Origin of the sequence: Citrobacter sp. Ca225 (genome assembly GCF_030337175.1) — a bacterium.
In the GTDB taxonomy this organism is placed as follows: domain Bacteria; phylum Pseudomonadota; class Gammaproteobacteria; order Enterobacterales; family Enterobacteriaceae; genus Citrobacter_A; species Citrobacter_A amalonaticus.
Genome location: NZ_JAOWCD010000103.1, coordinates 326,554 through 352,673, shown reverse-complemented (window position 1 = coordinate 352,673; position 26,120 = coordinate 326,554). Strand labels below are relative to the sequence as shown.

The following is a 26,120-nucleotide window of genomic DNA, read 5'->3' as shown; positions in this document are numbered from 1 at the left end:
TAAAAAATCAGGGAACAGTTATACGGATTGATGGGCAAAAACGCCAGCCATAGCGCGGGGCTTCGGATTGTTCCTGCTCATTTTTCGTATTCGATCGCATTCACGTACCAGCTTGCTTCCCCACCAGGCGTGTTGACCACCGCGAGATCGCCGACCTCTTTTTTCAGCAGCGCGCGCGCCATCGGCGAGTCGATGGAGATATAATCTTTGCGGCCAAAAATTTCATCGTAGCCGACAATCCGAAAGCGACGGGTATCGCCATCGTCATTCTCAATTTCTACCCATGCGCCGAAAAACACTTTGCCTTCCTGCTGCGGGGAGTAATCGACGATCTTCAAATTCTCCATGCATTTAGTCAGGTAACGGACGCGTCGGTCGATCTCACGCAGGCGCTTTTTATTATACTGATAGTCGGCATTCTCACTGCGGTCACCCAGACTCGCCGCCCAGGTCACCTTTTTTGTGACTTCCGGGCGTTCTTCACGCCAGAGGTAATTAAGCTCACTTTTGAGTTTTTCGTACCCTTCCCGGGTGATCAGAGGCGTTTTCATCTTATTGATTACCTTTAAGTCTGTGACGAAGCGCACAATTCGTATTACGTCACCCTGATAACAGAATAAATAATGTGCTGCGCGTTTCATTGTATACTTAAGCTGCTGTTAAATATGCTTTGTAACAATTTAGCCTGGAATTCATACCAGAATTCGCTGGTGACGAACGTAAGCTTTTTTAAGAATACATACCTTCAATTGTTGCGAACCTTTGGGAGTACAAACAATGCAAGAGAACTATAAAATTCTGGTGGTCGATGACGACATGCGCCTGCGCGCGCTGCTGGAGCGTTATCTGACCGAACAGGGCTTCCAGGTTCGAAGCGTCGCTAACGCCGAGCAAATGGATCGCCTGCTAACCCGCGAATCTTTCCACCTTATGGTACTGGATCTGATGCTGCCGGGTGAAGATGGCCTGTCTATTTGCCGCCGTCTGCGCAGCCAGAGTAACCCGATGCCGATCATCATGGTCACGGCGAAAGGGGAAGAAGTTGACCGTATTGTCGGGCTGGAAATCGGCGCCGATGACTATATCCCGAAACCGTTTAACCCACGCGAACTGCTGGCGCGTATTCGGGCGGTGCTGCGTCGTCAGGCGAACGAACTGCCGGGCGCGCCTTCTCAGGAAGAGGCGGTCATCGCTTTTGGTAAGTTCAAATTAAACCTGGGCACTCGCGAAATGTTCCGTGAAGACGAGCCGATGCCGCTCACTAGTGGTGAATTTGCGGTACTGAAAGCGCTGGTGAGCCACCCGCGCGAGCCGCTGTCCCGTGACAAACTGATGAACCTGGCGCGTGGTCGTGAGTATTCCGCAATGGAGCGTTCCATCGACGTACAGATTTCTCGTTTGCGCCGCATGGTGGAAGAAGATCCCGCTCATCCGCGTTATATCCAGACCGTGTGGGGCCTGGGTTACGTTTTTGTACCGGACGGTTCTAAAGCATGAGGCGAATGCGCTTCTCGCCACGAAGTTCATTTGCCCGCACGCTGCTGCTCATCGTCACCCTGCTGTTTGTCAGTCTGGTGACGACCTATCTGGTGGTGCTGAACTTTGCGATTCTGCCGAGTCTCCAGCAGTTTAATAAGGTCCTGGCCTACGAAGTGCGTATGCTGATGACCGATAAACTGCAACTGGAGGACGGCACGCAACTGGTGGTGCCTCCCGCTTTTCGCCGGGAAATTTACCGTGAGCTGGGGATTTCTCTTTATTCCAACGAAGCCGCCGAAGAGGCGGGACTGCGTTGGGCGCAACACTATGAATTTTTAAGCCATCAGATGGCGCAGCAGCTGGGCGGGCCGACGGAAGTGCGCGTTGAGGTCAACAAAAGCTCGCCGGTTGTCTGGCTGAAAACCTGGCTGTCACCCAATATCTGGGTGCGCGTTCCGTTAACGGAAATTCATCAGGGCGATTTCTCCCCGCTGTTTCGCTATACGCTGGCCATCATGTTGTTGGCAATAGGGGGGGCGTGGCTGTTTATACGTATACAAAACCGACCCCTTGTGGATCTCGAACATGCCGCGCTGCAGGTAGGGAAAGGCATTATTCCACCGCCGCTGCGTGAGTACGGCGCCTCTGAGGTCCGCTCGGTGACCCGCGCCTTCAACCATATGGCAGCCGGGGTGAAGCAGCTCGCGGATGACCGAACGCTGCTGATGGCGGGGGTCAGTCACGATCTCCGCACCCCGCTGACGCGTATTCGTCTGGCGACAGAGATGATGGGCGAGCAGGATGGTTATCTGGCGGAGTCCATCAATAAAGATATCGAAGAGTGCAACGCGATCATTGAACAGTTCATCGACTACCTGCGCACCGGGCAGGAGATGCCGATGGAGATGGCCGATCTCAACGCCGTGCTGGGCGAAGTGGTGGCGGCAGAAAGTGGCTATGAGCGCGAAATTGAGACGGCGCTTCAGCCGGGTAGCATTCAGGTGAAGATGCACCCGCTGTCTATCAAGCGTGCAGTCGCCAACATGGTGGTGAACGCTGCGCGTTATGGCAACGGATGGATCAAAGTCAGCAGCGGGACTGAACCGCATCGTGCCTGGTTCCAGGTGGAAGATGATGGCCCCGGCATTAAGCCTGAGCAGCGTAAACACCTGTTCCAGCCGTTTGTCCGTGGCGACAGTGCGCGTAGCACCAGCGGAACCGGTCTGGGACTGGCGATTGTGCAGCGTATCGTGGACAACCATAACGGGCTGCTGGAGATCGGCACCAGCGAGCGGGGCGGGCTCTCTATCCGCGCCTGGCTACCGGTTCCTGTGGTCCGCGTCCAGGGGACGACTAAAGAGGCGTAAAAAAAGGGAGGCGAAATGCCTCCCTTGTTATTTTTACTTTATCCGGACTGACTTACAGCTTCGGCCCGGCACTGACCAATGCTTCGCCTGCTGGCGTATCGGTGTATTTCTCGAAGTTCTCGATGAACAGTTTCGCCAGCGCAGTGGCTTTTTCCTGCCACTGTTCCGGAGACCCGTAGGTATTACGCGGGTCGAGAATACGGGTATCCACGCCTGGAAGTTCGGTCGGGATCGCCAGATCAAACATCGGCAGGTTGAAGGTTTCTGCATCGTCCAGAGAACCGTTCAGGATAGCGTCGATAATGGCGCGGGTATCTTTGATGGAGATACGTTTGCCCGTACCGTTCCAGCCAGTGTTGACCAGGTATGCCTGCGCACCTGAGGCCTGCATGCGTTTCACCAGCACTTCAGCATACTGCGTCGGATGCAGCGACAGGAATGCCGCGCCGAAGCAGGCGGAGAAGGTTGGCGTCGGCTCGGTGACACCGCGTTCCGTACCCGCCAGTTTAGCCGTGAAGCCAGACAGGAAGTGGTACTGCGTCTGGTTGGCGGTCAGGCGAGAAACCGGTGGCAGCACGCCAAAAGCATCAGCGGTCAGGAAGATCACCTTCGTGGCATGGCCGGCTTTGGAAACCGGTTTAACGATATTTTCGATGTGATAGATAGGATAGGAAACGCGGGTATTCTCGGTTTTCGAGCCGTCGTCAAAATCGATAGTCCCATCGTCGCGCACGGTGACGTTTTCTAACAGCGCATCACGGCGGATAGCGTTGTAGATTTCCGGTTCCGCTTCTTTCGACAGCTTGATCGTTTTTGCGTAGCAACCGCCTTCAAAGTTGAACACGCCATCGTCATCCCAGCCGTGCTCGTCATCGCCGATCAGACGGCGTTTCGGGTCGGTGGAGAGGGTGGTTTTCCCGGTGCCGGAAAGACCGAAGAACACCGCAACGTCGCTTTTCTCGCCCACGTTGGCGGAACAGTGCATGGAGGCAATGCCTTTCAGCGGCAGCAGATAGTTCATCACCGAGAACATACCTTTCTTCATTTCGCCGCCGTACCAGGTACCACCAATCAGCTGGATACGTTCGGTCAGGTTGAAGGCGACAAAGTTTTCGGAGTTCAGACCCTGCTCTTTCCACTGTGGGTTCGTGCACTTCGCGCCGTTCATCACGATAAAGTCAGGCTCAAAGCCTTCCAGTTCGTCATCGCTTGGGCGGATGAACATGTTCTTCACGAAATGCGCCTGCCACGCCACTTCGGTAATGAAGCGGACAGAGAGGCGAGTATCGGCGTTTGCGCCACAGAAAGCATCAACGATAAACAGACGTTTACCGGAAAGTTGTTTAGTGACTAATCCTTTCAGGTGCTGCCAGGTTTCCTGGGATAGCGGTTTGTTGTCGTTCTTGCCTTTTCCTTTGTCGGACCACCACAGCGTATCACGCGTGGTGTCATCACGAACAATGTACTTATCCTTCGGCGAACGTCCGGTGAAAATACCGGTATCAACTGCAACGGCACCCAGGTTCGTCAACACACCACGCTCATAACCTTCCAGGCTTGGGTCTAGCTCTTCCTGATAAAGGGTTTCATAGCTGGGGTTGTAGACGATATCCTGAACGTCGCTGATACCATAAGCCTTGAGATCTTGCGGGGTTAATCGTTTCACGCGCATATCACTGCTCCTTAGCCAATATGTATTACCTGGAATAGTAAGGTTTTTTTGGGGGTGTTAACCGCGACAAGGCTCATAGATTTACTTATCTGGACAAAATCACGATTGACTGAAAACGCTGTGACTCCAGTCACGAAGCGGGGCTTATTATGGCAGGAATGACTTTTTAGTTGTGGAAAATGTTCCTAAAAGGTTAAGGATTAGTATTTTTCACGGGAATGTTGTGAGTGTAATCGCATTCATGCGAGAAATTAACAAACCACTTACATACAAAATATCGATTCACCACGAAAGAAAATTTTAGCAAAAAGTGCGGAATTTAGTGCGGACGGTCGGAGACGCATCGCGTCATCCGACCGGTTCAGGATATCGATCAGTGAACCTGCGGATCGGCAGGGGAGGCGTTATTACGGATCTCGGCAATATCCATGGCATTGAACAGGTAGTGGCTCCCGCAATAGTCGCAATGCATATCGATTTCGCCTTCTTCCGCCAGAATGCTATCCACCTCTTCGTCCGGCAGCGTTTTCAGTGCGCCAGCACAGCGTTCGCGCGAGCAGGTGCATTTGAACTCAACGTCCTGCGGATCGTAAAGGGTGACCTCTTCTTCGTGATACAGACGCCACAGCACTTCATTGGCTGGCAGGGTCAGTAGCTCTTCCGCCTTGATAGTTTCGGTCAGCGTGGCCAGATGGTTGAAGTCATCCGCTTGCGCATCCTGGGCTGGCATCACCTGCAACAGCATTCCGCCGGCAGCGGCTTTCCCGTCAACATCACCGGTACGAATGAACAGACGGGTTGGCAATTGCTCAGAACGCAGGAAGTAATCTTCCAGACATGCCGCCAGCGTATCGCCTTCCAGACCGACAACGCCCTGATAACGCTCGCCTTCTTCCGGGGTAATGGTAATGACCAGATAACCATTACCGACCAGCGTTTTCAGGTCAGCATCTTCCGGGATCTCGCCCTGGACGCGCGCCACACCACGCATCTGCTGATTGTTGTTGCCGTTGATCACCGCCAGGCTCAGCGGACCATCACCCTGGAGCTGAACGGTGATATCACCGGCGAACTTCAGCGTCGCCGTGAGCAGACTGGTGGCAACCAGTAACTCAGCGAGAACGGTTTTCACTGGCTGCGGATAAGTATGGTTTTCGAGGATCTGTTGCAGGGTTTCCGATACGGTTACCAGTTCGCCGCGCACGGCAAAATTTTCAAACAGATAGCGGTGTAATTGGTCATGTTGCGGCATAATCATCTCTCTAGCGGGCGACAGTTATTCACTGTCGCCGTGTTTAAATCGTAACAGGTCACGGCGTTCTTTTTTGTCCGGTCGCCTGTCCGGGTGCGGCATGGTCAGAGCGTTAAGCTTACGCGCCAGCGCCATTTTTTCGCGTTTCTCTATGCTTTCCGTTGTCTCTTCGTACAGAGTGACGGCTTCGCTGACCGGACGACGCTGCTCGGTGATCGCCTTGATCACCACCTTTCGCTCGTCGTTGCCCTGACGCAGCGTTAGCGTGGCGTTCAGTTCGACGATCTTGCTTGGCTTACTGCGCTGTCCGTTATAGTGAACTTTCCCGCCGTCCACCATTTCGCGGGCCAGTGCGCGGGTTTTATAAAACCGCGCAGCCCAAAGCCATTTATCCAGTCTGACCTCAACCGAGGGCTTCTCTTTCATGGCGTCTCCTTCACATCAGTGAGGGGATCAGTCGGCGGTAGTCATTCAATGACGGATGGCGCGCATACTGTTTTTCCGCAACGCCAGAGTCGGGGTTAGTCACGCCGAGGCAATAACGAATACCAAACTTCGCCGCCGCATCGAGAATAGGTTCGCTATCGTCGATAAACAGCGTTTTCTCTGCACTCATTCCCGTTTCTTCCGCCACGGCGCGCCATAACCGCTGATCCTCTTTGGGATATCCAAATGTGTGGGTAGAAAGTAATAAATCAAGGTGTGAGGCCAGACCGGTATGCTCCAGCTTCACGGCCAGATTATGCGGATGCGCATTGGTCAGCAAAATCCGCCGTTTACCGCAGGCTTTGAGCGCGTCTAAAAAGGGGATTGTATCGTCACGTAACACCGCTCGCGGCCCCATTGCGGTAGTCATCGCGCAGATATCCAGACCCAGACGGTCGCTCCAGTAATCAAGACAGTACCAGTTTAGCGTATGCTGCACGGCATGATATTCCTGGCGGATGCGTTCCTGCGCCTCTTGTGGCGAGATCCCGTTCTGCGCGCCGTAGGTCTCAGGCACCAGCTTTTGCCAGAAGTAGTTATCAAACGCCAGGTCGAGCAGCGTGCCGTCCATGTCTAACAGAACGGTATCCACGTTCTGCCAGGCAATATCAATATGCATGGGAACTCTCCAGAAGAAAACGCGATGCGGCACAGGGTAGCACACCCGGTGCCGCAGACATGTTATCAGATGAGGCTTTCCGGAGCGCTGATGAGCTTCGGATTCAGACAGCTTTCATAGTACTGTTGAATCTCCATCATGCGGGTGCGATGACGCTGGTAGCGGCGGAATGCCTGTACGCCATTATAGAGTGTGCAGGCTAACATCGTCAGCATCAGCAGCGTGGTGCCGAGGTAACGCCACAAACCAGAACGATCAGGGATGCGGTGCAGGGCGATATGCTGCGTGCCATTGGCGTCAGTATAGATATTGGTGACAATCCCTTCGGCGCTAAACGGCGTGTTCATCAGCATTTGTGCCAGTCGCTGGAAGGCGCTCCACTGTTCCTGCGCCGGGTAATCGTACAGCGATACGGTCGGCCAGGGCTGATCGACCAGATCGCTGCCTTCATCGCTGACAATCAGGAATCCGCCAGGAGCGGGACTGTTCAGCGATTGGGCGGCGCGGGCGGTCTCGCGGGTAATAAAGGGCGCCGTGGAGGTGGTAACCAGATTGTCGAGCGATTCGGCGCTGACGGGACGCAGCAGAACGTTAACACCATCCAGTTTGCCCGCGTTGGCCCGTTTCACCAGCGCGCTCCAGTCTTTACTGTTCCCCAGGTTTACCAGCGCATTTTTGAGGCGTACGCACTCGTCTTCTGCCGCGCACAACTCGGCGGTTTTCAGGACGATATCGCCAAAATCATCCAGCAGCACCATGCCCGATTTCTGAATGGCGGAGCGCAAGGCCGCGCTGACGCGAGAGTCATCTTCCGGTTTGGGGTGCAACTGGCGGTTAACGGCCTGCGAGAGCGCAGTGGCTTTGTTCACTAGATCGGATTCCGGCAACGGTAGCGCAGGGGCGTCATTCCAGATGATTTGCGAGCAGTCAAACGGCATAAACGGTGAACTGGTTTGTGCGCTCCAGGTGCCCTGCGCATGAATATTACACATGCCGGTCCCGCGAAGATTTAACGTGTCGCCGACGCGCACGCCGGACTGTTCAAGCTGTTTTACGCTGGTCGCTTCGATGGTTTGTGCACCTTTCATCCACGACAGCGTGAACTTAATCGGCATATCGAGCGGGATCCAGAATAACAGCATCATCAGCACCAGCAGTGAGCCACCGGCGATGATCGTGCTGCGTACCCAGTGCTGCAACGGGAAGTGTTTAACCTCGTCATGCAGGGATAAAAACCGTCCCTGACGCACGACGTGGCGATCGAGATAAATATCAATATCTGTTTGCTGGCCGAGATCTTGCGCAATGTAAGGCTGCCAGTGGCTTGGATACACCAGGTCGATAATCCCCAGCGAGATATTGTTGATCTGCTCCTGGTCATTTTCGCCAAACAGTCCCCAGCGGCGCGGCGTTCCCCGCAGGCAGTGAATTTCGCGTAGTGCGGATTTCGATGGCGGCGCGAATAAGCCCCACAATCCTGCCGCCAGTAACAGCACGGCTCCGCCCACCATCCACGGCACAAAGACGTCCGGCGTAACCAGACAGAAAAAGAACAGCAGGAAGGCGGCGACAATTAACAGCGCTTCGCGAAAACCGGCCGGGCGACTGAGCGCGTATTCTTCATGCGTCTCCTGACGAATGTTCAGCAACTCAATTTGTTCGCTCTCTTCGCCGCGAATCGACGCCTGTGTGGATGTGGTCGGTTGCAGCGCGTAACCACGCGCCTCCTGCATATACTCTTGCAGGGAATGACCATTTAGCGAGATCACCAGCGGCAGCGTATCGGTGTGGATCAGCTCAACGCTGTTTTCATCATTAATGTACTGTTCCCAAAAGGGAGGCAGATGGACTTCGACGGAATCGAGGTAGTAGCGCCACTTATTCGGATCGTCCGTCGTGATGCCGTAGCGGGTGATTGAGTGGGTCAGAATGATGACGTTATTGCTTTCAGCATTCAGCGTCAGGGAAACAGGGGCTGCGCTGGCACCCGTCGGACCGGGTACCTGCTGGATTTGACTCAGGCTATCAAGATAATTTTCAACGGCGCTGCGTTCTTCAGGCGTGAGTTTGCGCGTTGCCGCCTCTGAGAATGCATTTGTCCACGGCAGCTTACGCCGTCTGGCACGAACGTTAAGTCGCCACCAGGCCAGCAATGCGCAGACCAGCAACGCCGCTAAAAAAATCAGAATGGTGCTCATGCTTTCCCCATCTTACTTAATCTGTCAGGTGTGGTCAGTCGCACCCTGTCACAATGAACGTGATCCCGTGGTTGGCTATCGGCAAGCATGGAGTTGAACTTGAGCATTTTTCAGCGCATCCCAGTGAATGCTGATGATAGCAAAACCTGCAAAAGCGGAATATCAGCAAATTCCTGGACCTATTTCAACCTATTGACTTTTAATTTGAAATAGGAATTATATTTTTATTAGGTTACATAAATGTAAATAACTGGCAATTCGCATTGCCGAAACCGTGTTGCGTATCGCACAATAACGACTGATTTCACGGCATAGATTCTCACGATGAGCAAATCATTACAAAAACCCACCATTCTGAACGTCGAAACTGTCGCACAGTCGCGGCTATTTAGCGTTGAAAGCGTGGACCTCGAATTCAGCAACGGCGTGCGTCGTGTCTATGAACGGATGCGTCCCTCGACCCGTGAAGCGGTAATGATTGTTCCGATCGTTGACGATCACCTGATTCTGATTCGTGAATACGCGGTGGGAACGGAGTCCTATGAGCTGGGCTTTTCCAAAGGGTTGATCGACCCGGGTGAAAGCGTGTTTGAAGCGGCGAACCGGGAACTGAAAGAAGAGGTCGGTTTTGGGGCAAACGATCTGACTTTTTTAAAAAAACTCAGCATGGCGCCGTCTTACTTTTCCAGCAAGATGAATATCGTGGTGGCGGAAGACCTTTTTCCCGAGTCACTGGAAGGCGATGAACCCGAACCGTTGCCGCAGGTGCGCTGGCCGCTGGCGCATCTGATGGATCTGCTGGAAGACCCCGACTTTACCGAAGCACGAAACGTGAGCGCGTTGTTTCTTGTACGCGAATGGCTGAAAGGGCAGGGACGGCTGTAAACGAGCACCCTGAAGGAATGAAAAAAGGCGCCGCAGCGCCTTTTTATTGTCATCCCTAAACCACCTCCTAGGGAGGTGGTGATTGCTCCTGTAAGGCTATAGCCTGAAGAATGCCCATGTCGGAATATCTTTGCTTACTCACCACAAGTAAAAGGAGACAAACCGACATGGGACTTTACAGGAGTTCATCACATGTATATTGGCGTTGCAAATACCACATAGTCTGGACGCCCAAGTACCGATTCAGGATCCTGAAAGATAAGTTGGGTAAGGAGCTGTACAGGACGATCTATATCCTCTGTGGAATAAAGGATTGTGAGGTTCTGGAGCTAAATGTTCAGCCCGATCATGTGCATCTGGTCGTCATCATCCCACCGAAGATCTCGATATCAACTCTCATGGGCCATCTAAAAGGACGCAGTGCAATCAGGCTTTATAATCGTTTTCCACATATCAGGAAGAAGCTGTGGGGAAACCATTTTTGGTCCCGAGGCTACTTTGTCGATACGGTGGGAGTGAATGAAGAAATTATCAGACGATATGTGAGGCATCAGGAGAAAACGGAACAAACGCATGAACAGCAAATGGAATTGCTAGGGTAGTCATCGAAAGTTGACAGTAGCCCCCCTTACAGGGGGCATTCTCAAAAGCCACCTTCTCAGAAGGTGGTCTTTTACTTAGAACAGTTCGTGTGTCTCACCACCGTCAGTGATGGTCGTTCCCACCTCATGCACCGCCTGCTGTGTCGGCTGCGTGCCTTCGATGAAATATTCTGCCCGGCTGTTACCGCCGTTTGCCAGTTGTCCGGTGCTGCGATCGATATTGACCGTGACGATGCCTGGTGGCGGCGTCAGCGGCTCCTCAGGAACCCCTTCCAGCACCACTTTCATGTAAGCATCCCACGCGGGTTGCGCACTTTTCGCACCGCCTTCGTAGCCAGAGATTTGATCTTTGATCGCGCCAGAGGCGGTGGTGCGCCCCAGGTCACGGCGGTGATCGTCAAATCCAATCCATACGGAGGTGACTACCCCTGGACCGTAGCCGGAGAACCAGGCGTCTTTCGAGCTGTTGGTGGTCCCGGTTTTACCGCCGATATCGTGGCGATTCAGATCACGACCTGCACGCCAACCTGTACCCATCCAGCCGGGTTCGCCGAAAATGTTGGTATTCAGCGCGCTCTTGATCAGGAAAGCCAGCGGCGTGTTGATCACGTGCGGTGCGTACTCTTGCGCCCCGGTCTGCGCCACTAACGCCTGATTTGCCTGCTCCAGTTTGGGCATTGGCACGGCGGCGTTCTGCTGCTCGCCAGAGATGGAGACATCTTCGACGTTGCTGTTTTCCAGAACGTTGGATTTCTGGGTATCACCGTAAATCACCGGAATATCACACTCCGGGCAGGCGATTTTCGGCTTCGCTTCGAAAATTACGCCGTTCTGGTCCGTTTCAATCTTGCTGATGAAATAGGGATCGACCAGGAAGCCGCCGTTCGACATGACGGCATAACCACGCGCCACCTGTAGCGGGGTAAATGACGCGGAGCCCAGCGCCAGGGATTCGGTACGCACAATGTTTTGTGCCGGGAAGCCGAAACGCTGCAGATATTCCGCCGCGTAGTCCACGCCCATGGCCCGCATGGCGCGTACCATTACTACGTTTTTCGATTCGCCCAGCCCCTGACGTAAACGAATCGGGCCTGCGTACTGCGGTGGTGAGTTTTTCGGACGCCAGTCGGAACCGGCGCCAGCATCCCAGCGAGAAATTGGCACGTCGTTCAGCATACTCGCCAGCGTCAGACCTTTGTCCATCGCGGCAGTGTAGAGGAACGGCTTAATGTTAGAACCGACCTGACGCAGCGCCTGAGTGGCACGGTTGAACTTGCTCTGGTTAAAGTCAAAACCGCCGACCAGCGCCAGCACGGCCCCGTTTTTCGGATTGATAGAGACCAGCGCGGAGTTCACATCCGGAACCTGCGCCAGCCACCAGGCTTCGCCCATCTTCCGCACCCAGATCTGCTGACCGGTCTGCACCGCGTCAGTGACCTTACGCGGCGTCGGGCCTTGCTGAGTATCCGAACGATAAGGACGCGCCCAACGAATGCCTTCCATCCGCAGCGAGACCGAAGTGCCGTCTGCCAGAGTCGCCGTCGCTTCCTGCGGGTTTGCACTGGTGATCACCGCTGGCAGCAACGGCCCGTAAGTTGGCAGCGCTTTCAGCGTATCGGTGATTTTCTTACTGTCCCATGCGGTTTCACCCACTTTCCACAGCACGTTGGCCGGACCGCGATAGCCGTGGCGCATGTCATAGTCCAGCACATTATTACGTACCGCCTGTTGCGCGGCCTGCTGCACCTTACGGGTGATCGTGGTGTAAATGCGGTAACCGTCTTCATAGGCGTTTTCGCCATAACGGTTGTACATCTCCTGACGCACCATTTCTGACAGGTACGGGGCGGAGAAAGCGATTTCCGGCGCATGATAGTTGGCGTCGATCGGCTCATTCCGCGCCTGATCGTACTGTGCCTGAGTGATGTACCCTTCGCTCAGCATGCGAGACAGCACCACGTTACGACGTGCGGTCGCGCGGTCCATCGAATAAAGCGGGTTAAAGGTAGAAGGCGCTTTCGGCAAACCGGCAATTACCGCGATCTCACCCAGATCCAACTGGTCGACTGATTTACCGAAATAGACCTGCGCCGCCGCCCCGACGCCATAAGCGCGGTAACCGAGGTAGATCTTGTTCAGATAGAGTTCGAGGATCTCATCCTTACTCAGCAATTGCTCAATGCGGATCGCCAGGAACACTTCCTTAATCTTACGCATCAACGTGCGTTCAGGACTGAGGAAGAAATTTCTTGCGAGCTGCTGCGTGATGGTACTCGCCCCTTGCGAGGCGTGACCGGAGAACAGCGCTACGCTTGCCGCACGGAAAATCCCCACCGGGTCAACGCCGTGGTGCTCATAGAAACGACTGTCTTCTGTGGCGATAAAGGCTTTGACCATTTCCGGCGGGATCTGATTGAGCGTCACCGGAATACGACGTTTTTCACCATATTGCGCAATGAGCTCGCCATCTGCGCTGTAAACCTGCATCGGGATCTGCAAACGCACATCTTTAAGCGTCGCGACGTCAGGTAACTGTGGCTCAATATAGCGATAGAGGCCATAAATCGAGCCTGCTCCCAGCAGGATGCAACATACTGCAAGGATCAATAAATACTTTACGAACTTCACCGGAGATTTCCCATTTAGTTTCATTTGGGCAGTTTATAAACAACCGCGCGGTAGTATAAAGGCAAGCCAGACGCATTGATATACCCGTGAGAGCGACGGGTGATAAGGAGATCATCAGCAATGGCTTTCAGATTCTGGCAAGTCGGCCTTCACATTCAGCCACACGAAGCCCTGGCGGTTGCCGTCGTTCGCGGCGCGTCGGGTTGGTATCTACAGCGCTGGTGGCGTCTGCCGCTGGCGCAACACACAATCAGCGACGGACATTTCCACGACGCCGAACAGCTTGTGGCGGTGTTACAACCGTGGAGTCGCGAGCTGCCGCAACGCCACCATATACACCTCTCTTTTCCTGCGAGTCGGACGCGGCAAAAGCGCTTTCCCCGCCCCTCAATGTCGCTTCGCGAGCGTGAACAAACGGCCTGGCTGACCGGTTCGATGGCGCGTGAACTGGATATGGAGTCGGCAGCTCTGCGCTTTGACTATAGCGAAGATGCGCTCGCCCCGGCCTATACGGTCACCGCCGCGCAGGACAAAGAGATTTCGGCTCTGTTAACGCTGGCGAAAACACTCGGTGTAAACGTCACGGCGATCACCCCAGATGCCTGCGCATTGCAGCGTCTGCTGCCTTTTCTTTCCCCGGAACAAACCTGCCTGGTGTGGCGCGATGACACGCAGTGGCTGTGGGCGACGCGCAACGCATGGGGGCGCAAATCGCGGGCAGAGATAGCTCATCTTCACGACCTAGCTGCCGGACTCTCCCTCAGAAGCGAAGAGGTGGCGCTCTGCGCAGACGAGGGGTTTGACCCCTGGCGGGCGGTTTCAATTCGTCAGCCTCCCGTACCCAGGGAAGGTCATGCATTCGCCGTTGCGCTAGGACTGGCGCTGGGAGAAATGCGTTGATGCATCCTCCCGTCAATTTTTTGCCCTGGCGGCAACAGCGGCGTAATGCCTGTCTGCGTATGTGGGGTGGGCTATTCGGCGCATCAGCGGCGATCGTGCTGGCACTAACGCTGATCGGATATCTCGCCCGCGCCACGAGCGGGCAGGCTAATGGGGTGTTGTTGCAGGCGGAGCAACAACTTGCCACGGCGCTTACGACAGTGAAACCCCGGCTTGAGGCGCGCCAGCGTCAGGCGCAGCAGGTCATTCAACGAGACAGATTGCGCGAGCAGACCCGCCGCTGGCAGCCCGCGCTGGAAAGTCTTGCGTTGAGTGTGCCGGCACAGGCCTGGCTAACCAGTATGGACTACCAGCAGAGCTCACTGGAACTCAGTGGAAAAGCGCTCACCTTTTCTGCGCTCAGCGCACTGGAAGCCGCCCTGCGCGACTCGCCGATGTTTGAGATAAACCATACCGGCGCCACCCTGCAGGATGCGCAGGGATACTGGCAGTTCCAGTACCGTGTGATATGGAGAGAAGCGCATGATCGCCCTCTTTGACACCTGGTGCGCTTTTTCGCCGCGTACCCGCATTGTCTGCTGGGTAAGTTGGGTGGCTGCGTTAAGTACGATCGCGTTGTCTTTTCTGTTCTTCCCGGGAATGCGTGATGAGGGTGCGCTTAGCCAGCAACGGGTGGCCAACCGCCAGCTCAGTTCAACGTTGTATCACCTCTCTGGCGCGCAGGCAGAGGCACAGCTTTCATCGGCATCGCAAACGCCGGTGTTTTCACCGCTCACGCTTCAGGTGCCGAATATGCAGCTACTGTACTGGCGTCCATCGGCGCAGGGCGGAGAACTTGCGGTGAAGGCGCCTTGGAAGGCGATGGTGTCATTGTTCGGATACCTGGCGGCGCGAGGCATGTCCGTGAGTGCATTTTCGCTGAAAGCAGAAAACGACGAGCGAGTGTTGACGCTCAGGCTGGAGTCTCTCCATGAAGGGTAAGAACGCGGTGTTGGTGGCTCTTTCATTGTTGATGCTGACCGGCATGCGCGATCCGTTCCGCCAGCCTGAAGATCATTGCCATGGTGCCGAGCTGGCGCAATGGCAATACCAGGGGATGGTGAGCAGGGGAGAGCGAAATATTGGACTGCTTCAGGACGGGCAGCATCACTGGCGGCGTGTCGAGCAACATGAGGTTCTGGATAATGGCTGGACTATCGTGCAACTCACGGCACAGACGCTGACAGTGAGCACAGGTAAAGAGTGTGACCCGCCCCAGTGGCAGTGGCAACGACAAGGAGAGGGTAATGAAGCAATGGATACTGGTGGTGTTGATCGCCATCCTGCAGCCGGTTCAGGCCGGAAAAAACCAGAACGTGACGCTGGTGGTGGATGACGTGCCCGTCACGCAGGTTCTTCAGGCACTGGCTGAACAGGAGCGAAAAAACCTCGTGATATCGCCGGATGTCAGCGGCGTGGTGTCGTTGCATCTGACGGATGTCCCGTGGAAACAGGCGCTCCAGACGGTAGTGAAAAGCGCTGGACTGGTGTTACGTCAGGAAGGGGCGATTTTACATGTGCATTCCGAGAGCTGGCAGAGCGAAGAGGCGGCGCGACAGGAGGCGGAGGTCGCAAGACGCCAGGCGAACTTACCGCTGGAGAATCGGCATATTGCCCTGCATTACGCCGATGCCACTGAACTGGCGAAAGCGGGGGATAAACTGCTGAGTGCCAAAGGTAGCCTCACGGTAGATAAGCGTACCAATCGACTGCTGGTCAGGGATAACTCGCCGACGCTGGCGCTGGTGGAACAGTGGGTGGCACAAATGGATCTCCCGATAGAACAGGTCGAACTGGCGGCGCATATCGTCACCATTAATGAAAAAAGTCTGCGTGAACTGGGGGTGAAATGGACACTGGCAGAGGCCGAGAAGGCCGGTGCGGTGGGGCAAGTGACAACGATAGCCAGCGATCTCTCGGTCGCGAATGCGACCACCCGCGTCGGGTTCAATATTGGTCGTATTAATGGGCGGTTGCTGGATCTGGAGCTGTCTGCACTGGAGCAACAGCAACAGCTCGATATTATCGCCAGTCCGCGACTGCTGGCTTCTCACCTACAGCCTGCCAGCATCAAGCAAGGGAGCGAGATCCCCTATCAGGTTTCCAGCGGCGAAAGCGGTGCGACGTCGGTTGAATTTAAAGAGGCCGTGCTAGGGATGGAAGTCACCCCAACGGTTTTACCGAAGGGGCGGATCCGCCTGAAGCTACGTATCAGTCAGAACATGCCGGGGCAGATGCTGCAACAAGCGGATGGCGAGGTACTGGCCATCGATAAGCAGGAAATTGAAACGCAGGTCGAGGTGAAAAGTGGAGAGACGCTGGCGCTGGGCGGCATTTTTTCAAACAAGAGTAAAACCGGGAAGGACAGTATTCCGCTGTTAGGTGATATTCCCTGGTTTGGACAACTCTTTCGCCACGATGGGAAAGAAAACGAACGTCGTGAGCTGGTGGTATTTATTACGCCCAGATTGGTCTCGACAGAATGATTTATGCATGAAACACCGTTGTTTTTGCACTTAACTCGTTTCAGGGATTTGACGTGCGCAGCTATTTAGCATACAAGGAGTACCGATTTGAGAGTCGGTACTTCTCATCGCCGTCCGGCAATGCCGACTCGGGTTGTCTACAATCTGGTTTGATGATTTATTCAGTTGCCAAACCTGCTTGAGTATTGAGATAATTTTCAGTCTGACTCTCGCAATATCTTATGAGGTTTCAGTTCATGTCCTGCTGCGCTCAGTGTCTGCGACGCGGGTTTATCATTAACGAATAGTCTTAGTAGTACCGAAAAAATGGCAGAGAAACGCAATATCTTTCTGGTTGGGCCTATGGGTGCCGGAAAAAGCACTATTGGGCGCCAGTTAGCTCAACAACTCAATATGGAATTTTACGATTCTGATCAAGAGATTGAGAAACGAACCGGAGCTGATGTGGGCTGGGTCTTCGACGTAGAAGGTGAAGACGGCTTCCGCGATCGTGAAGAGAAAGTCATCAACGAATTGACGGAAAAACAGGGTATTGTGCTGGCTACCGGTGGTGGCTCTGTAAAATCGCGTGAAACCCGTAATCGTCTTTCCGCGCGTGGCGTCGTGGTCTATCTCGAAACGACCATCGAAAAACAACTTGCGCGTACGCAGCGCGATAAAAAACGTCCGCTGTTGCAGGTAGAAGCGCCGCCTCGTGAAGTTCTGGAAGCGTTGGCCGACGAACGCAATCCGCTGTATGAAGAGATTGCCGACGTAACCATTCGTACCGATGATCAGAGCGCCAAAGTCGTTGCAAACCAGATTATTCATATGCTGGAAAGCAACTGATTCTGGCTTAATACACACTCGGTAAGCGGGTATAAGTCATTAAGGTGGATGTCGCGTCATGGAGAGGATTACCGTCACTCTCGGGGAACGTAGTTACCCTATCACCATCGCGGCTGGTTTGTTTAACGAACCAGCTTCATTCTTACCGCTGAAATCGGGCGATCAGGTTATGTTGGTCACCAACGAAACCCTGGCTCCCCTTTATCTTGATAAGATTAGCAGCGTACTTGAACAAGCGGGTGTGAACGTTGATAGCGTCATCCTGCCTGACGGCGAGCAGTACAAAAGCCTGACGGTGCTGGATACGGTATTCACCGCCTTGCTGCAAAAACCGCATGGTCGTGATACGACGCTGGTCGCACTGGGCGGCGGCGTCATTGGCGACCTGACCGGTTTTGCCGCTGCCAGCTATCAGCGCGGTGTACGCTTCATCCAGGTCCCGACGACACTTTTGTCGCAGGTTGACTCCTCCGTTGGCGGTAAAACCGCCGTAAACCATCCCCTCGGCAAAAACATGATCGGCGCGTTTTACCAGCCGGCCTCCGTGGTGGTGGATCTCGACTGTCTGAAAACGCTCCCTGCCCGTGAACTGGCATCCGGTCTGGCGGAAGTGATCAAGTACGGCATTATCCTGGATGGCGAATTCTTTAGCTGGCTGGAGGAGAATCTGGATGCGCTACTGCGTCTGGACGGACCGGCAATGGCCTGGTGTATTCGTCGTTGTTGTGAGCTGAAAGCCGAAGTTGTTGCCGCAGACGAGCGCGAAACCGGCTTACGTGCTTTACTGAATCTGGGGCACACATACGGTCATGCCATTGAAGCTGAAATGGGTTATGGCAATTGGTTACATGGTGAAGCGGTCGCAGCAGGTATGGTAATGGCTGCGCGGACGTCGGAACGTCTGGGGCAGTTTGCGCCAGAAGATACGCAGCGCATCATCACGTTACTTAAACGTGCCGGCTTGCCGGTCCACGGACCGCGCGAGATGTCCGCGCAGGCTTACCTGCCGCACATGTTGCGTGATAAAAAAGTGTTGGCGGGAGAAATGCGCTTAGTCCTTCCGCTGGCGATAGGGAAAAGTGAAGTACGCGGCGGCGTGTCGCACGAGGTGGTTCTTAACGCTATTGCTGATTGCCAGCAGGCGTAACAACAAGAAAGGCGGACTGATACGGCTCACGTATCGGCCATTTAGATTCAGGTTAGTTGCAACGTCGTAAGCATTAGCCTTTGAGTGGGGTGTTAAATGGATGAATTCAAACCAGAAGACGAGCTGAAACCCGATCCCAGCGATCGTCGTACTGGTCGTTCTCGTCAATCTTCAGAACGCGGAGAACCGCAGATCAACTTTGATGATTTTGATCTGGACGCTGACGATCGCCGTCCTGCACGCGGGCGTAAAGAACGCCTTGATGAGCAAGAGAGGGAAGAGGATTACGAATCCGATGATGAAGAGTTCGTGGATGAAGAACGCGTCGAGCGTCGTCCGCGTAAGCGTAAAAAAGCCGCCGGTAAACCCGCTTCTCGTCAGTACATGATGATGGGCGTGGGCGTGCTGGTCCTGCTGCTGCTGATCATCGGTATTGGCTCCGCGCTGAAAGCGCCTTCCACCCCGTCTTCAAGTGAACAAACGGCGTCTGGCGAGAAGAATATCGATCTCACCGGCAATGCCGCTGACCAGGCAAACGGCGCCCAACCCGCTCCGGGAAGCACTTCCGCTGAACAGACTGCGGGTAACACTCAGCAGGATGTTTCTTTGCCACCAATCTCCTCCACGCCAACGCAGGGTCAAACGCCTGTGACCACAGAAGGTCAACAGCGTGTAGAAGTGCAGGGCGATCTGAATAATGCACTGACGCAACCGCAGGGTCAGGAACAGCTAAATAATGTGGCGGTAAACTCTACGCTGCCAACAGAACCGGCGACCGTTGCGCCCGTGCGTAATGGTACTGCGTCAAGCCAGACGGCGACGGCACCCGCCGCCAGCGCCCAGCGACCTGAACGTAAACAGGCTGTGATCGAGCCGAAGAAACCGCAGACCACCGCGAAAACGACGTCCGCAGCACCGAAACCGGCGGCTCAGCCTAAACGGACTGAACCCGCAGCGCCTACGGCCACGACGACGCCAAAAGCGACGGTCAGCACCGCACCGGCACAGACAGCAGCGCCCGCGCAAACGCCAGCACCTGCTCAGACCGCGCCAGCGGCAACGGCAGGTAGCGCATCTGGCGCTAAAAGCGCCGGTAACGTCGGATCGCTGAAGTCCGCACCGTCCAGTCATTACACCCTGCAGCTCAGCAGCTCTTCAAACTACGACAACCTGAATGGTTGGGCGAAGAAAGAGAATCTGAAAAACTATGTGGTGTATCAGACGACGCGTAACGGCCAACCGTGGTATGTTCTGGTGTCTGGCGTGTATGCCTCGAAAGAAGATGCGAAACGCGCGGTTTCCACGCTGCCAGCCGATGTGCAGGCAAAAAATCCGTGGGCCAAACCGTTGCATCAGGTACAGGCCGATCTGAAATAATGTTAAAGCGCAGGATGCTGTCGGAGCTTTCTCCACAGCCGGAGAAGGTGTAATTAGTTAGTCAGCATGAAAAAAAATCGCGCTTTTCTGAAGTGGGCAGGGGGTAAATATCCCCTGCTTGACGACATCAAACGGCATTTACCGCAGGGCGAATGCCTGGTCGAACCCTTTGTGGGTGCAGGGTCGGTGTTTCTTAACACCGACTTTTCTCGTTATATTCTTGCCGATATCAATAGCGACCTCATCAGTCTCTATAAGATCGTGAAGACCCGTACCGACGAGTACGTGAAGGCTTCCCGTGAACTGTTTAACCCGGAAACCAATCAGGCTGAGCTCTACTATCAGTTCCGTGAAGAGTTCAACGCCAGCCAGGATCCTTTCCGTCGTGCGGTTCTGTTCCTGTATCTGAACCGATATGGTTACAACGGCCTGTGCCGGTATAATCTGCGCGGTGAGTTTAACGTGCCGTTTGGACGTTACAAAAAGCCTTACTTCCCGGAAGCTGAGTTGTATCACTTTGCGGAAAAAGCGCAGAATGCGGAATTCCACTGCCTCTCATATGATGAGTGCATGGAGCAAGCGGATGCGAACTCGGTTGTCTATTGCGATCCGCCCTACGCCCCGCTGTCAGCAACGGCGAATTTCACCGCGTATCATACCAATAGCTTCAGCCCGAAAGAGCAGGCCCATCTGGCTAAAATGGCCGAAAAGCTGGTCAGTAAGCAGATCCCGGTGTTAATTTCGAACCATGACACGCCGGATACCCGCGAATGGTATAAAGCGGCGGAACATTTTCAGGTCAAAGTGCGACGCAGTATAAGCAGCAACGGCGGCACACGTAAAAAGGTGGACGAACTGCTGGCTCTGTACAAACCAGGAGTCGTTTCACCCGCGAATAAATAATTCTCAAGGAGAAGCGGATGAAACAGTATTTGATTGCCCCCTCAATCCTGTCGGCTGATTTTGCTCGCCTGGGTGAGGACACCGCGAAAGCTCTGGCTGCCGGTGGTGACGTCGTGCATTTTGACGTCATGGACAACCACTATGTACCGAATCTGACCATGGGTCCGATGGTACTGAAATCCCTGCGTAAATATGGCATTACGGCTCCCATCGATGTGCATCTGATGGTGAAACCTGTCGATCGAATCATCCCGGATTTCGCAGCCGCGGGCGCCAGCATCATTACCTTTCATCCGGAAGCCTCCGAACACGTTGACCGATCGCTGCAACTGATTAAAGAGCACGGCTGTAAAGCCGGGTTGGTCTTCAATCCGGCGACACCATTAAGCTATCTGGACTATGTAATGGACAAGCTGGATGTGATCCTGTTGATGTCCGTTAACCCAGGCTTTGGCGGTCAATCTTTCATTCCGCAAACGCTGGACAAACTGCGCGAAGTCCGTCGTCGCATTGACGAGTCGGGTTATGACATTCGCCTCGAAGTGGATGGCGGCGTGAAGGCGAGCAACATAGCTGAAATCGCCGCCGCGGGAGCCGATATGTTTGTCGCCGGTTCCGCCGTCTTCGATCAGCCAGACTACAAAAAAGTCATTGATGACATGCGCAGCGAACTGGCGAAGGTAAGTCATGGATAAATTGCAGGATATTCGGGGCGTTGCCTTTGACCTCGACGGAACGCTGGTGGACAGCGCGCCGGGATTGAGCGCCGCAGTGGACATGGCGCTGTATGCGCTGGAGCTGCCGGTTGCCGGTGAAGAGCGCGTCATTACCTGGATTGGTAATGGTGCTGATGTATTGATGGAGCGGGCGTTAACCTGGTCTCGTCAGGAGCGCGCCACACTTCGTAAGACGATGGGCAAGCCGCCGGTCGATGAAGATATTCCCGCCGAGGAGCAGGTCCGTATTCTGCGTAAGCTATTTGACCGCTACTACGGAGATGTCGCAGAAGAAGGGACGTTTCTGTTCCCTGATGTCGCCGACACGCTGGGCGCACTGCACGCCAAAGGACTGCCGCTCGGTCTGGTGACCAACAAGCCGACGCCGTTTGTTGCGCCATTGCTCGACGCGCTGGATATCAGTAAATATTTCAGCGTCGTTATTGGCGGTGACGACGTCCAGAACAAAAAACCACATCCGGATCCGCTGCTGCTGGTGGCAAGTAAGCTCGGCATTGCGCCAGAGCAATTGCTCTTCGTGGGGGATTCGCGTAATGATATTCAGGCGGCAAAAGCCGCTGGCTGCCCGTCCGTTGGCCTCACCTATGGTTACAACTATGGTGAACCCATCGCGCTGAGCCAGCCAGACGTCATGTATGACCGCATTAATGAACTACTGCCCGCTCTCGGGCTTCCGCATAGCGAAAATCAGGAATCGAAAAATGACTAAGCCCATCGTTTTTAGTGGCGCACAGCCCTCAGGTGAATTGACCATTGGTAACTACATGGGTGCACTGCGTCAGTGGGTGAACATGCAGGATGATTACCATTGCATCTATTGTATCGTTGACCAGCATGCTATCACCGTTCGTCAGGATGCCCAGCAACTGCGTAAAGCGACGCTGGATACGCTGGCGCTCTACCTCGCGTGTGGTATCGATCCTGAGAAAAGCACCATTTTCGTTCAGTCTCATGTGCCTGAACATGCGCAACTGAGCTGGGCGCTGAACTGCTACACCTACTTTGGCGAACTGAGCCGTATGACCCAGTTCAAAGATAAGTCAGCGCGCTACGCTGAGAACATCAACGCTGGTCTGTTTGACTACCCGGTACTGATGGCAGCAGATATCCTGCTGTATCAGACCAACCTGGTGCCGGTGGGCGAAGACCAGAAACAGCACCTGGAACTGAGCCGCGATATCGCTCAGCGTTTCAACGCGCTGTATGGCGACATCTTCAAAATTCCTGAGCCGTTTATTCCTAAATCAGGCGCCCGCGTGATGTCTCTGTTGGAGCCGACGAAAAAGATGTCCAAGTCGGACGACAACCGCAACAACGTGATTGGCCTGCTGGAAGATCCGAAATCCGTGGTCAAGAAGATTAAACGCGCGGTAACGGATTCCGAAGAGCCGCCGGTGGTGCGCTACGATGTGCAGAACAAGGCGGGCGTCTCTAACCTGCTGGATATTCTCTCCGCCGTGACCGGACAGAGTATTCCCGAACTGGAAAAACAGTTTGAAGGCAAGATGTATGGTCACTTGAAAGGCGAAGTCGCCGATGCGGTATCCGGCATGCTGACTGAGTTGCAGGAGCGTTATTATCGTTACCGTAACGACGAAGCCTTCCTGCAACAGGTGATGAAAGACGGCGCGGAAAAAGCGGGCGCGCGTGCATCAGCTACGCTGAAAGCGGTTTATGAAGCGATTGGTTTTGTTGCCAGGCCGTAACGGGTACGCGAAATGAAAAAACCGGGAGATTCCCGGTTTTTTTGTATCGGCGCAATGATCAGCGAGATTATTCTGCGGTCGGGCCGCAGCCGCCAATCATCTTAGAAATAGAAATGGCAGGGTGCAGAAGATAGTCATAAGAGCAGGTCTTATTACGGTTTTCGATGTGACCTGTACAAGCTGTCAGGGTTGCCAGTGCCGCACCTAAGAGTGCCATTTTGATAAATGTGTTCATTTACATTCCCTATGTAAAAAATATAATTTTTTAACCATCAATTGAATTAGTGAATCTTCATTCGCTAACCGGGGTCGACGATAACGTAATCTATTTTTCGCGTCAGTAAGGGAATAGGCATGCGGGAGGGGTGGAAGGGGTAATCATTTTAAAATTAATGAGTTAATATAATGTCCGGATCTGGAACTTGTATTTTAGGGCCAAAAAAATAAGGCCAGACGATGCTGACCTTACCGACAATTAAGGCTTAGTGATTAGAGAACCAGTTTAGTTTTTCACGTAATCCCACCACGCGCCCCACAATGATTAGCGCCGGGCTTGCAACCTGTGTTGCCAGTTCGCCGAGATTATTCAGTTCACCTTTGACTACCCGCTGTTTCACCGAGGTGCCGTTTTCAACCAGTGCGACCGGCATATCGGCCTGCATGCCAAATTCGATCAGTTTTTGCTGGATAGTGGCCGCCTGATTTAGCCCCATGTAAAACACCAACGTCTGTTTTTCTGCCGCCAGGTTTTCCCAGTCCAGTTCGCCGCCGGTCTTCAGGTGCCCGGTAACCAGACGTACGCTCTGGGCGTAGTCACGGTGTGTCAGCGGAATGCCGGAGTAGGCGGAACAGCCGGATGCCGCGGTTATTCCCGGCACCACGGAAAACGGAATACCGGCATGGCACAGTGTTTCCAGCTCCTCTCCACCACGACCAAAGATAAACGGGTCACCGCCTTTCAGACGGACGACACGTTTGCCCTGTTGCGCTTCACGCAGCAGGATTTGGTTAATTTCCTCCTGCGGCACGCAGTGATAACCCGCGCGTTTACCGACAAACACACGGTCGGCGTCGCGACGCACCAGGTTCATGATGTCGTCAGACACCAGACGGTCATAGACCACCACATCGGCCTGCTGGATCTGCTGCAACCCTTTTAGCGTCAGAAGTCCGGCATCGCCAGGGCCTGCACCCACCAGCACCACTTCACCGCGATGATCCAACGGCTCGCTGAGCATCTGCTCGGTGGTTTCTTCTACCGCTTTATGGTCGGCATTCGCCAGCGACTGTGCCAGCCTGTCGTTAACAAACAGCTTTTCCCAGAAGCGGCGACGTTCACCCATCGTGGCAAACTGTTTTTTCACCCGGGAACGAAGTTGCCCGGCATAATGTGCAACCTGACCCAAATGTTGAGGTAAAACGGATTCCAGTTTTTCACGCAGCAGACGGGCCAGCACCGGTGAGGTGCCGCCGGAAGAGACCGCCACCATTAGCGGTGAACGGTCGATAATCGATGGCATGATGAAACTGGCGGCTTTCGGCGCATCCACGACGTTACAGAAGATGCGGCGGGATTCTGCAGCATCGCTCACGCGCTGATTCACCGCATCATCATCGGTCGCGGCAATCGCCAGCCAGCACGGGTCGAGAAGGGCTTCATCAAACGGTCCTTCCACCAGCGTCAACATGTTTTCATTTGCCCATACGGTGAACTGCGGAATAAACGCCAGCGCATTAACCGTTAAACGAGCGCCTGCTTCCAGCAGTAACCGTGCTTTGCGTTCTGCGACATCACCACCGCCGACAATCAGACAGTCGCGGTCTCGTAGTTGACAAAATATAGGCAAATGATCCACGACATTACCCCTTAATTATTGGCTGTAGCCTCAGTTTGGTTGATTTTTGCCGGAGCAGGTCGCTCCGATTTTGGCGTAGCATACCAATAACCTAACCCCATGAACACGACACCGGACAAAGTATTGCCGAGTGTTACCCACAGCAGGTTATGACCAATCCCCGCCAGGGTATAGGCTTCGCTGTGGTGTCCGAACCAGGAGAGGGCGAACAGCGTCATGTTGGCAACTGAGTGTTCATAGCCGGACGCGATAAACGCCAGCAGACACCACCAGATAGCGATAAATTTCGCAGCGCCTTCAGTACGGATCGCCATCCAGATTGCCAGACAAACCAACCAGTTACACAGCGCGCCTTTGAAGAACAGTACCGTTGCCGGTGCCGTGGTTTTCGCCAGCGCGACCGAGTGTACGATGCTGGTATCGACCGGTAGCAGGCTACCGCCACCCCAGCTGTACAGTAGCGCGACGAACACGGAACCCACCAGGTTACCCAACCAGGTCTGCGGCAAAATCGCCCACATCTGCCCCTGGCTGATGGTGCCCGCTTTGACGCCAAGCGTCAGGAACATCGTGTGACCGGTAAACAGTTCGGAACCAGCAATAATGACCAGCGTTAAGGCAATCCCAAAGGTCGCGCCCATCACCAGCGGACGCACGGACGGATCGAGTAAGTTACCGAGAGTGAAAATCAGGATGATACCGAGGCCAACGTAAGCCCCTGCCATCGCAGAACTGACCCAGAAGCCGAGCGGGTTATTCGCCGACAGGCGTGCGATGCGCGCAGCGTTAGCCGCACATTTGTTAATTGTATCTGTGAACATGACTGTGATTACCCATAAAAAATAAAATAAAAACGTAACCGTAGGCCGGATAGGCCTTTATGCCGCCATCAGACCTACGAAAAAACGGGACTGCCAATACGTTAAAAAGGGAGGCGTTGCGCCTCCCTAAAA

Annotated in this window: 26 protein-coding genes; 16 read left to right on the top strand and 10 right to left on the bottom strand. The window is 54.3% G+C overall.

Going from position 1 to position 26,120, the window contains the following annotated elements:
* Nucleotides 1–77: 77 nt before the first annotated feature.
* Nucleotides 78–551: a transcription elongation factor GreB gene (gene greB / locus OGW13_RS25520; protein WP_109739773.1), complete on the bottom strand. Its 474-nt coding sequence runs from the start codon at nt 549–551 to the stop codon at nt 78–80.
* A 226-nt stretch (nt 552–777) separates the two neighbouring features.
* Between greB and ompR the strand changes: the two genes are divergently transcribed.
* Both ompR and envZ read left to right on the top strand, forming a co-directional pair.
* The gene (gene ompR / locus OGW13_RS25515; RefSeq protein WP_001157751.1) at nt 778–1,497 is read left to right on the top strand and encodes an osmolarity response regulator transcription factor OmpR; all 720 of its coding nucleotides are present in this window, start codon (nt 778–780) and stop codon (nt 1,495–1,497) included.
* Nucleotides 1,494–2,846 carry a two-component system sensor histidine kinase EnvZ gene (gene envZ, locus OGW13_RS25510; protein ID WP_042998424.1) on the top strand — a complete coding sequence of 451 codons (1,353 nt, stop codon included), beginning with the start codon at nt 1,494–1,496 and terminating at the stop codon, nt 2,844–2,846. The genes ompR and envZ overlap by 4 nt, the downstream gene beginning before the upstream one ends.
* A gap of 52 nt (nt 2,847–2,898) precedes the next feature.
* On the opposite strand, the gene pckA is transcribed toward envZ, so the two are convergent.
* The 5 genes from pckA to igaA form a co-directional block, all read right to left on the bottom strand.
* Nucleotides 2,899–4,518, bottom strand: a complete 1,620-nt coding sequence (gene pckA / locus OGW13_RS25505) for a phosphoenolpyruvate carboxykinase (ATP) (protein ID WP_287116625.1) — start codon at nt 4,516–4,518, stop codon at nt 2,899–2,901.
* Nucleotides 4,519–4,891: 373 nt separating this feature from the next.
* Complete coding sequence (gene hslO / locus OGW13_RS25500) at nt 4,892–5,770, bottom strand: Hsp33 family molecular chaperone HslO (protein WP_043001765.1); 879 nt, start codon at nt 5,768–5,770, stop codon at nt 4,892–4,894.
* A gap of 24 nt (nt 5,771–5,794) precedes the next feature.
* Entirely contained in the window at nt 5,795–6,196 is a 402-nt protein-coding gene (hslR, locus tag OGW13_RS25495; RefSeq protein ID WP_287116624.1) for a ribosome-associated heat shock protein Hsp15, read from the bottom strand.
* A 10-nt stretch (nt 6,197–6,206) separates the two neighbouring features.
* Nucleotides 6,207–6,875: a GMP/IMP nucleotidase gene (gene yrfG, locus OGW13_RS25490; RefSeq protein ID WP_042998421.1), complete on the bottom strand. Its 669-nt coding sequence runs from the start codon at nt 6,873–6,875 to the stop codon at nt 6,207–6,209.
* A 65-nt stretch (nt 6,876–6,940) separates the two neighbouring features.
* Entirely contained in the window at nt 6,941–9,073 is a 2,133-nt protein-coding gene (igaA, locus tag OGW13_RS25485; protein WP_044263804.1) for an intracellular growth attenuator protein IgaA, read from the bottom strand.
* A gap of 324 nt (nt 9,074–9,397) precedes the next feature.
* Here igaA and nudE point away from each other — a divergent pair, with 324 nt between their 5' ends.
* On the top strand, nt 9,398–9,958 hold the full coding sequence (gene nudE / locus OGW13_RS25480; RefSeq protein WP_042998419.1) for an ADP compounds hydrolase NudE: 561 nt from the start codon (nt 9,398–9,400) through the stop codon (nt 9,956–9,958).
* Between the two features lie 167 nt (nt 9,959–10,125).
* Nucleotides 10,126–10,560 carry an IS200/IS605 family transposase gene (tnpA, locus tag OGW13_RS25475; protein WP_044269204.1) on the top strand — a complete coding sequence of 145 codons (435 nt, stop codon included), beginning with the start codon at nt 10,126–10,128 and terminating at the stop codon, nt 10,558–10,560.
* 75 nt (nt 10,561–10,635) lie between these two features.
* On the opposite strand, the gene mrcA is transcribed toward tnpA, so the two are convergent.
* Entirely contained in the window at nt 10,636–13,188 is a 2,553-nt protein-coding gene (gene mrcA / locus OGW13_RS25470) for a peptidoglycan glycosyltransferase/peptidoglycan DD-transpeptidase MrcA (protein WP_044327315.1), read from the bottom strand.
* A 120-nt stretch (nt 13,189–13,308) separates the two neighbouring features.
* Between mrcA and OGW13_RS25465 the strand changes: the two genes are divergently transcribed.
* From OGW13_RS25465 to trpS, 12 genes are all read left to right on the top strand, one after another.
* Nucleotides 13,309–14,088: a type II secretion system protein GspL gene (locus OGW13_RS25465; protein WP_044263801.1), complete on the top strand. Its 780-nt coding sequence runs from the start codon at nt 13,309–13,311 to the stop codon at nt 14,086–14,088.
* A complete protein-coding gene (locus OGW13_RS25460; protein WP_042998416.1) occupies nt 14,088–14,627 on the top strand; it encodes a PilN domain-containing protein in 540 nt (179 codons plus the stop codon). Before OGW13_RS25465 ends, OGW13_RS25460 begins: the two co-directional genes overlap by 1 nt.
* Nucleotides 14,611–15,069: a HofO family protein gene (locus OGW13_RS25455; protein ID WP_104445769.1), complete on the top strand. Its 459-nt coding sequence runs from the start codon at nt 14,611–14,613 to the stop codon at nt 15,067–15,069. The genes OGW13_RS25460 and OGW13_RS25455 overlap by 17 nt, the downstream gene beginning before the upstream one ends.
* Nucleotides 15,059–15,463 (top strand): HofP DNA utilization family protein, encoded by a 405-nt coding sequence (locus OGW13_RS25450; protein WP_044253488.1) that lies wholly within the window; start codon nt 15,059–15,061, stop codon nt 15,461–15,463. Before OGW13_RS25455 ends, OGW13_RS25450 begins: the two co-directional genes overlap by 11 nt.
* Entirely contained in the window at nt 15,375–16,613 is a 1,239-nt protein-coding gene (gene hofQ / locus OGW13_RS25445) for a DNA uptake porin HofQ (RefSeq protein WP_044263798.1), read from the top strand. The genes OGW13_RS25450 and hofQ overlap by 89 nt, the downstream gene beginning before the upstream one ends.
* Nucleotides 16,614–16,919: 306 nt before the next feature.
* The gene (aroK, locus tag OGW13_RS25440; protein WP_042322869.1) at nt 16,920–17,441 is read left to right on the top strand and encodes a shikimate kinase AroK; all 522 of its coding nucleotides are present in this window, start codon (nt 16,920–16,922) and stop codon (nt 17,439–17,441) included.
* 58 nt (nt 17,442–17,499) lie between these two features.
* On the top strand, nt 17,500–18,588 hold the full coding sequence (gene aroB, locus OGW13_RS25435; RefSeq protein ID WP_044253482.1) for a 3-dehydroquinate synthase: 1,089 nt from the start codon (nt 17,500–17,502) through the stop codon (nt 18,586–18,588).
* A gap of 96 nt (nt 18,589–18,684) precedes the next feature.
* Nucleotides 18,685–19,965, top strand: coding sequence for a cell division protein DamX (gene damX, locus OGW13_RS25430; RefSeq protein WP_287116621.1), 1,281 nt, complete (start codon nt 18,685–18,687; stop codon nt 19,963–19,965).
* A 66-nt stretch (nt 19,966–20,031) separates the two neighbouring features.
* Nucleotides 20,032–20,868 carry an adenine-specific DNA-methyltransferase gene (gene dam, locus OGW13_RS25425; protein ID WP_042998410.1) on the top strand — a complete coding sequence of 279 codons (837 nt, stop codon included), beginning with the start codon at nt 20,032–20,034 and terminating at the stop codon, nt 20,866–20,868.
* Nucleotides 20,869–20,885: 17 nt separating this feature from the next.
* A complete protein-coding gene (gene rpe / locus OGW13_RS25420; RefSeq protein ID WP_044263794.1) occupies nt 20,886–21,563 on the top strand; it encodes a ribulose-phosphate 3-epimerase in 678 nt (225 codons plus the stop codon).
* Complete coding sequence (gph, locus tag OGW13_RS25415; RefSeq protein ID WP_042998408.1) at nt 21,556–22,314, top strand: phosphoglycolate phosphatase; 759 nt, start codon at nt 21,556–21,558, stop codon at nt 22,312–22,314. The genes rpe and gph overlap by 8 nt, the downstream gene beginning before the upstream one ends.
* Nucleotides 22,307–23,311: a tryptophan--tRNA ligase gene (trpS, locus tag OGW13_RS25410; protein WP_090050276.1), complete on the top strand. Its 1,005-nt coding sequence runs from the start codon at nt 22,307–22,309 to the stop codon at nt 23,309–23,311. Before gph ends, trpS begins: the two co-directional genes overlap by 8 nt.
* Before the next feature lie 67 nt (nt 23,312–23,378).
* Here the strand turns inward: trpS and OGW13_RS25405 are convergent, their stop codons facing one another.
* The 3 genes from OGW13_RS25405 to nirC all read right to left on the bottom strand — a co-directional run bounded on the left by OGW13_RS25405 (nt 23,379) and on the right by nirC (nt 25,988).
* Nucleotides 23,379–23,546: a DUF4223 family protein gene (locus OGW13_RS25405; RefSeq protein ID WP_042998406.1), complete on the bottom strand. Its 168-nt coding sequence runs from the start codon at nt 23,544–23,546 to the stop codon at nt 23,379–23,381.
* Nucleotides 23,547–23,793: 247 nt separating this feature from the next.
* Entirely contained in the window at nt 23,794–25,167 is a 1,374-nt protein-coding gene (gene cysG, locus OGW13_RS25400; protein ID WP_042998405.1) for a siroheme synthase CysG, read from the bottom strand.
* A gap of 11 nt (nt 25,168–25,178) precedes the next feature.
* Nucleotides 25,179–25,988: a nitrite transporter NirC gene (gene nirC, locus OGW13_RS25395; protein ID WP_042998404.1), complete on the bottom strand. Its 810-nt coding sequence runs from the start codon at nt 25,986–25,988 to the stop codon at nt 25,179–25,181.
* Nucleotides 25,989–26,120 lie beyond the last annotated feature (132 nt).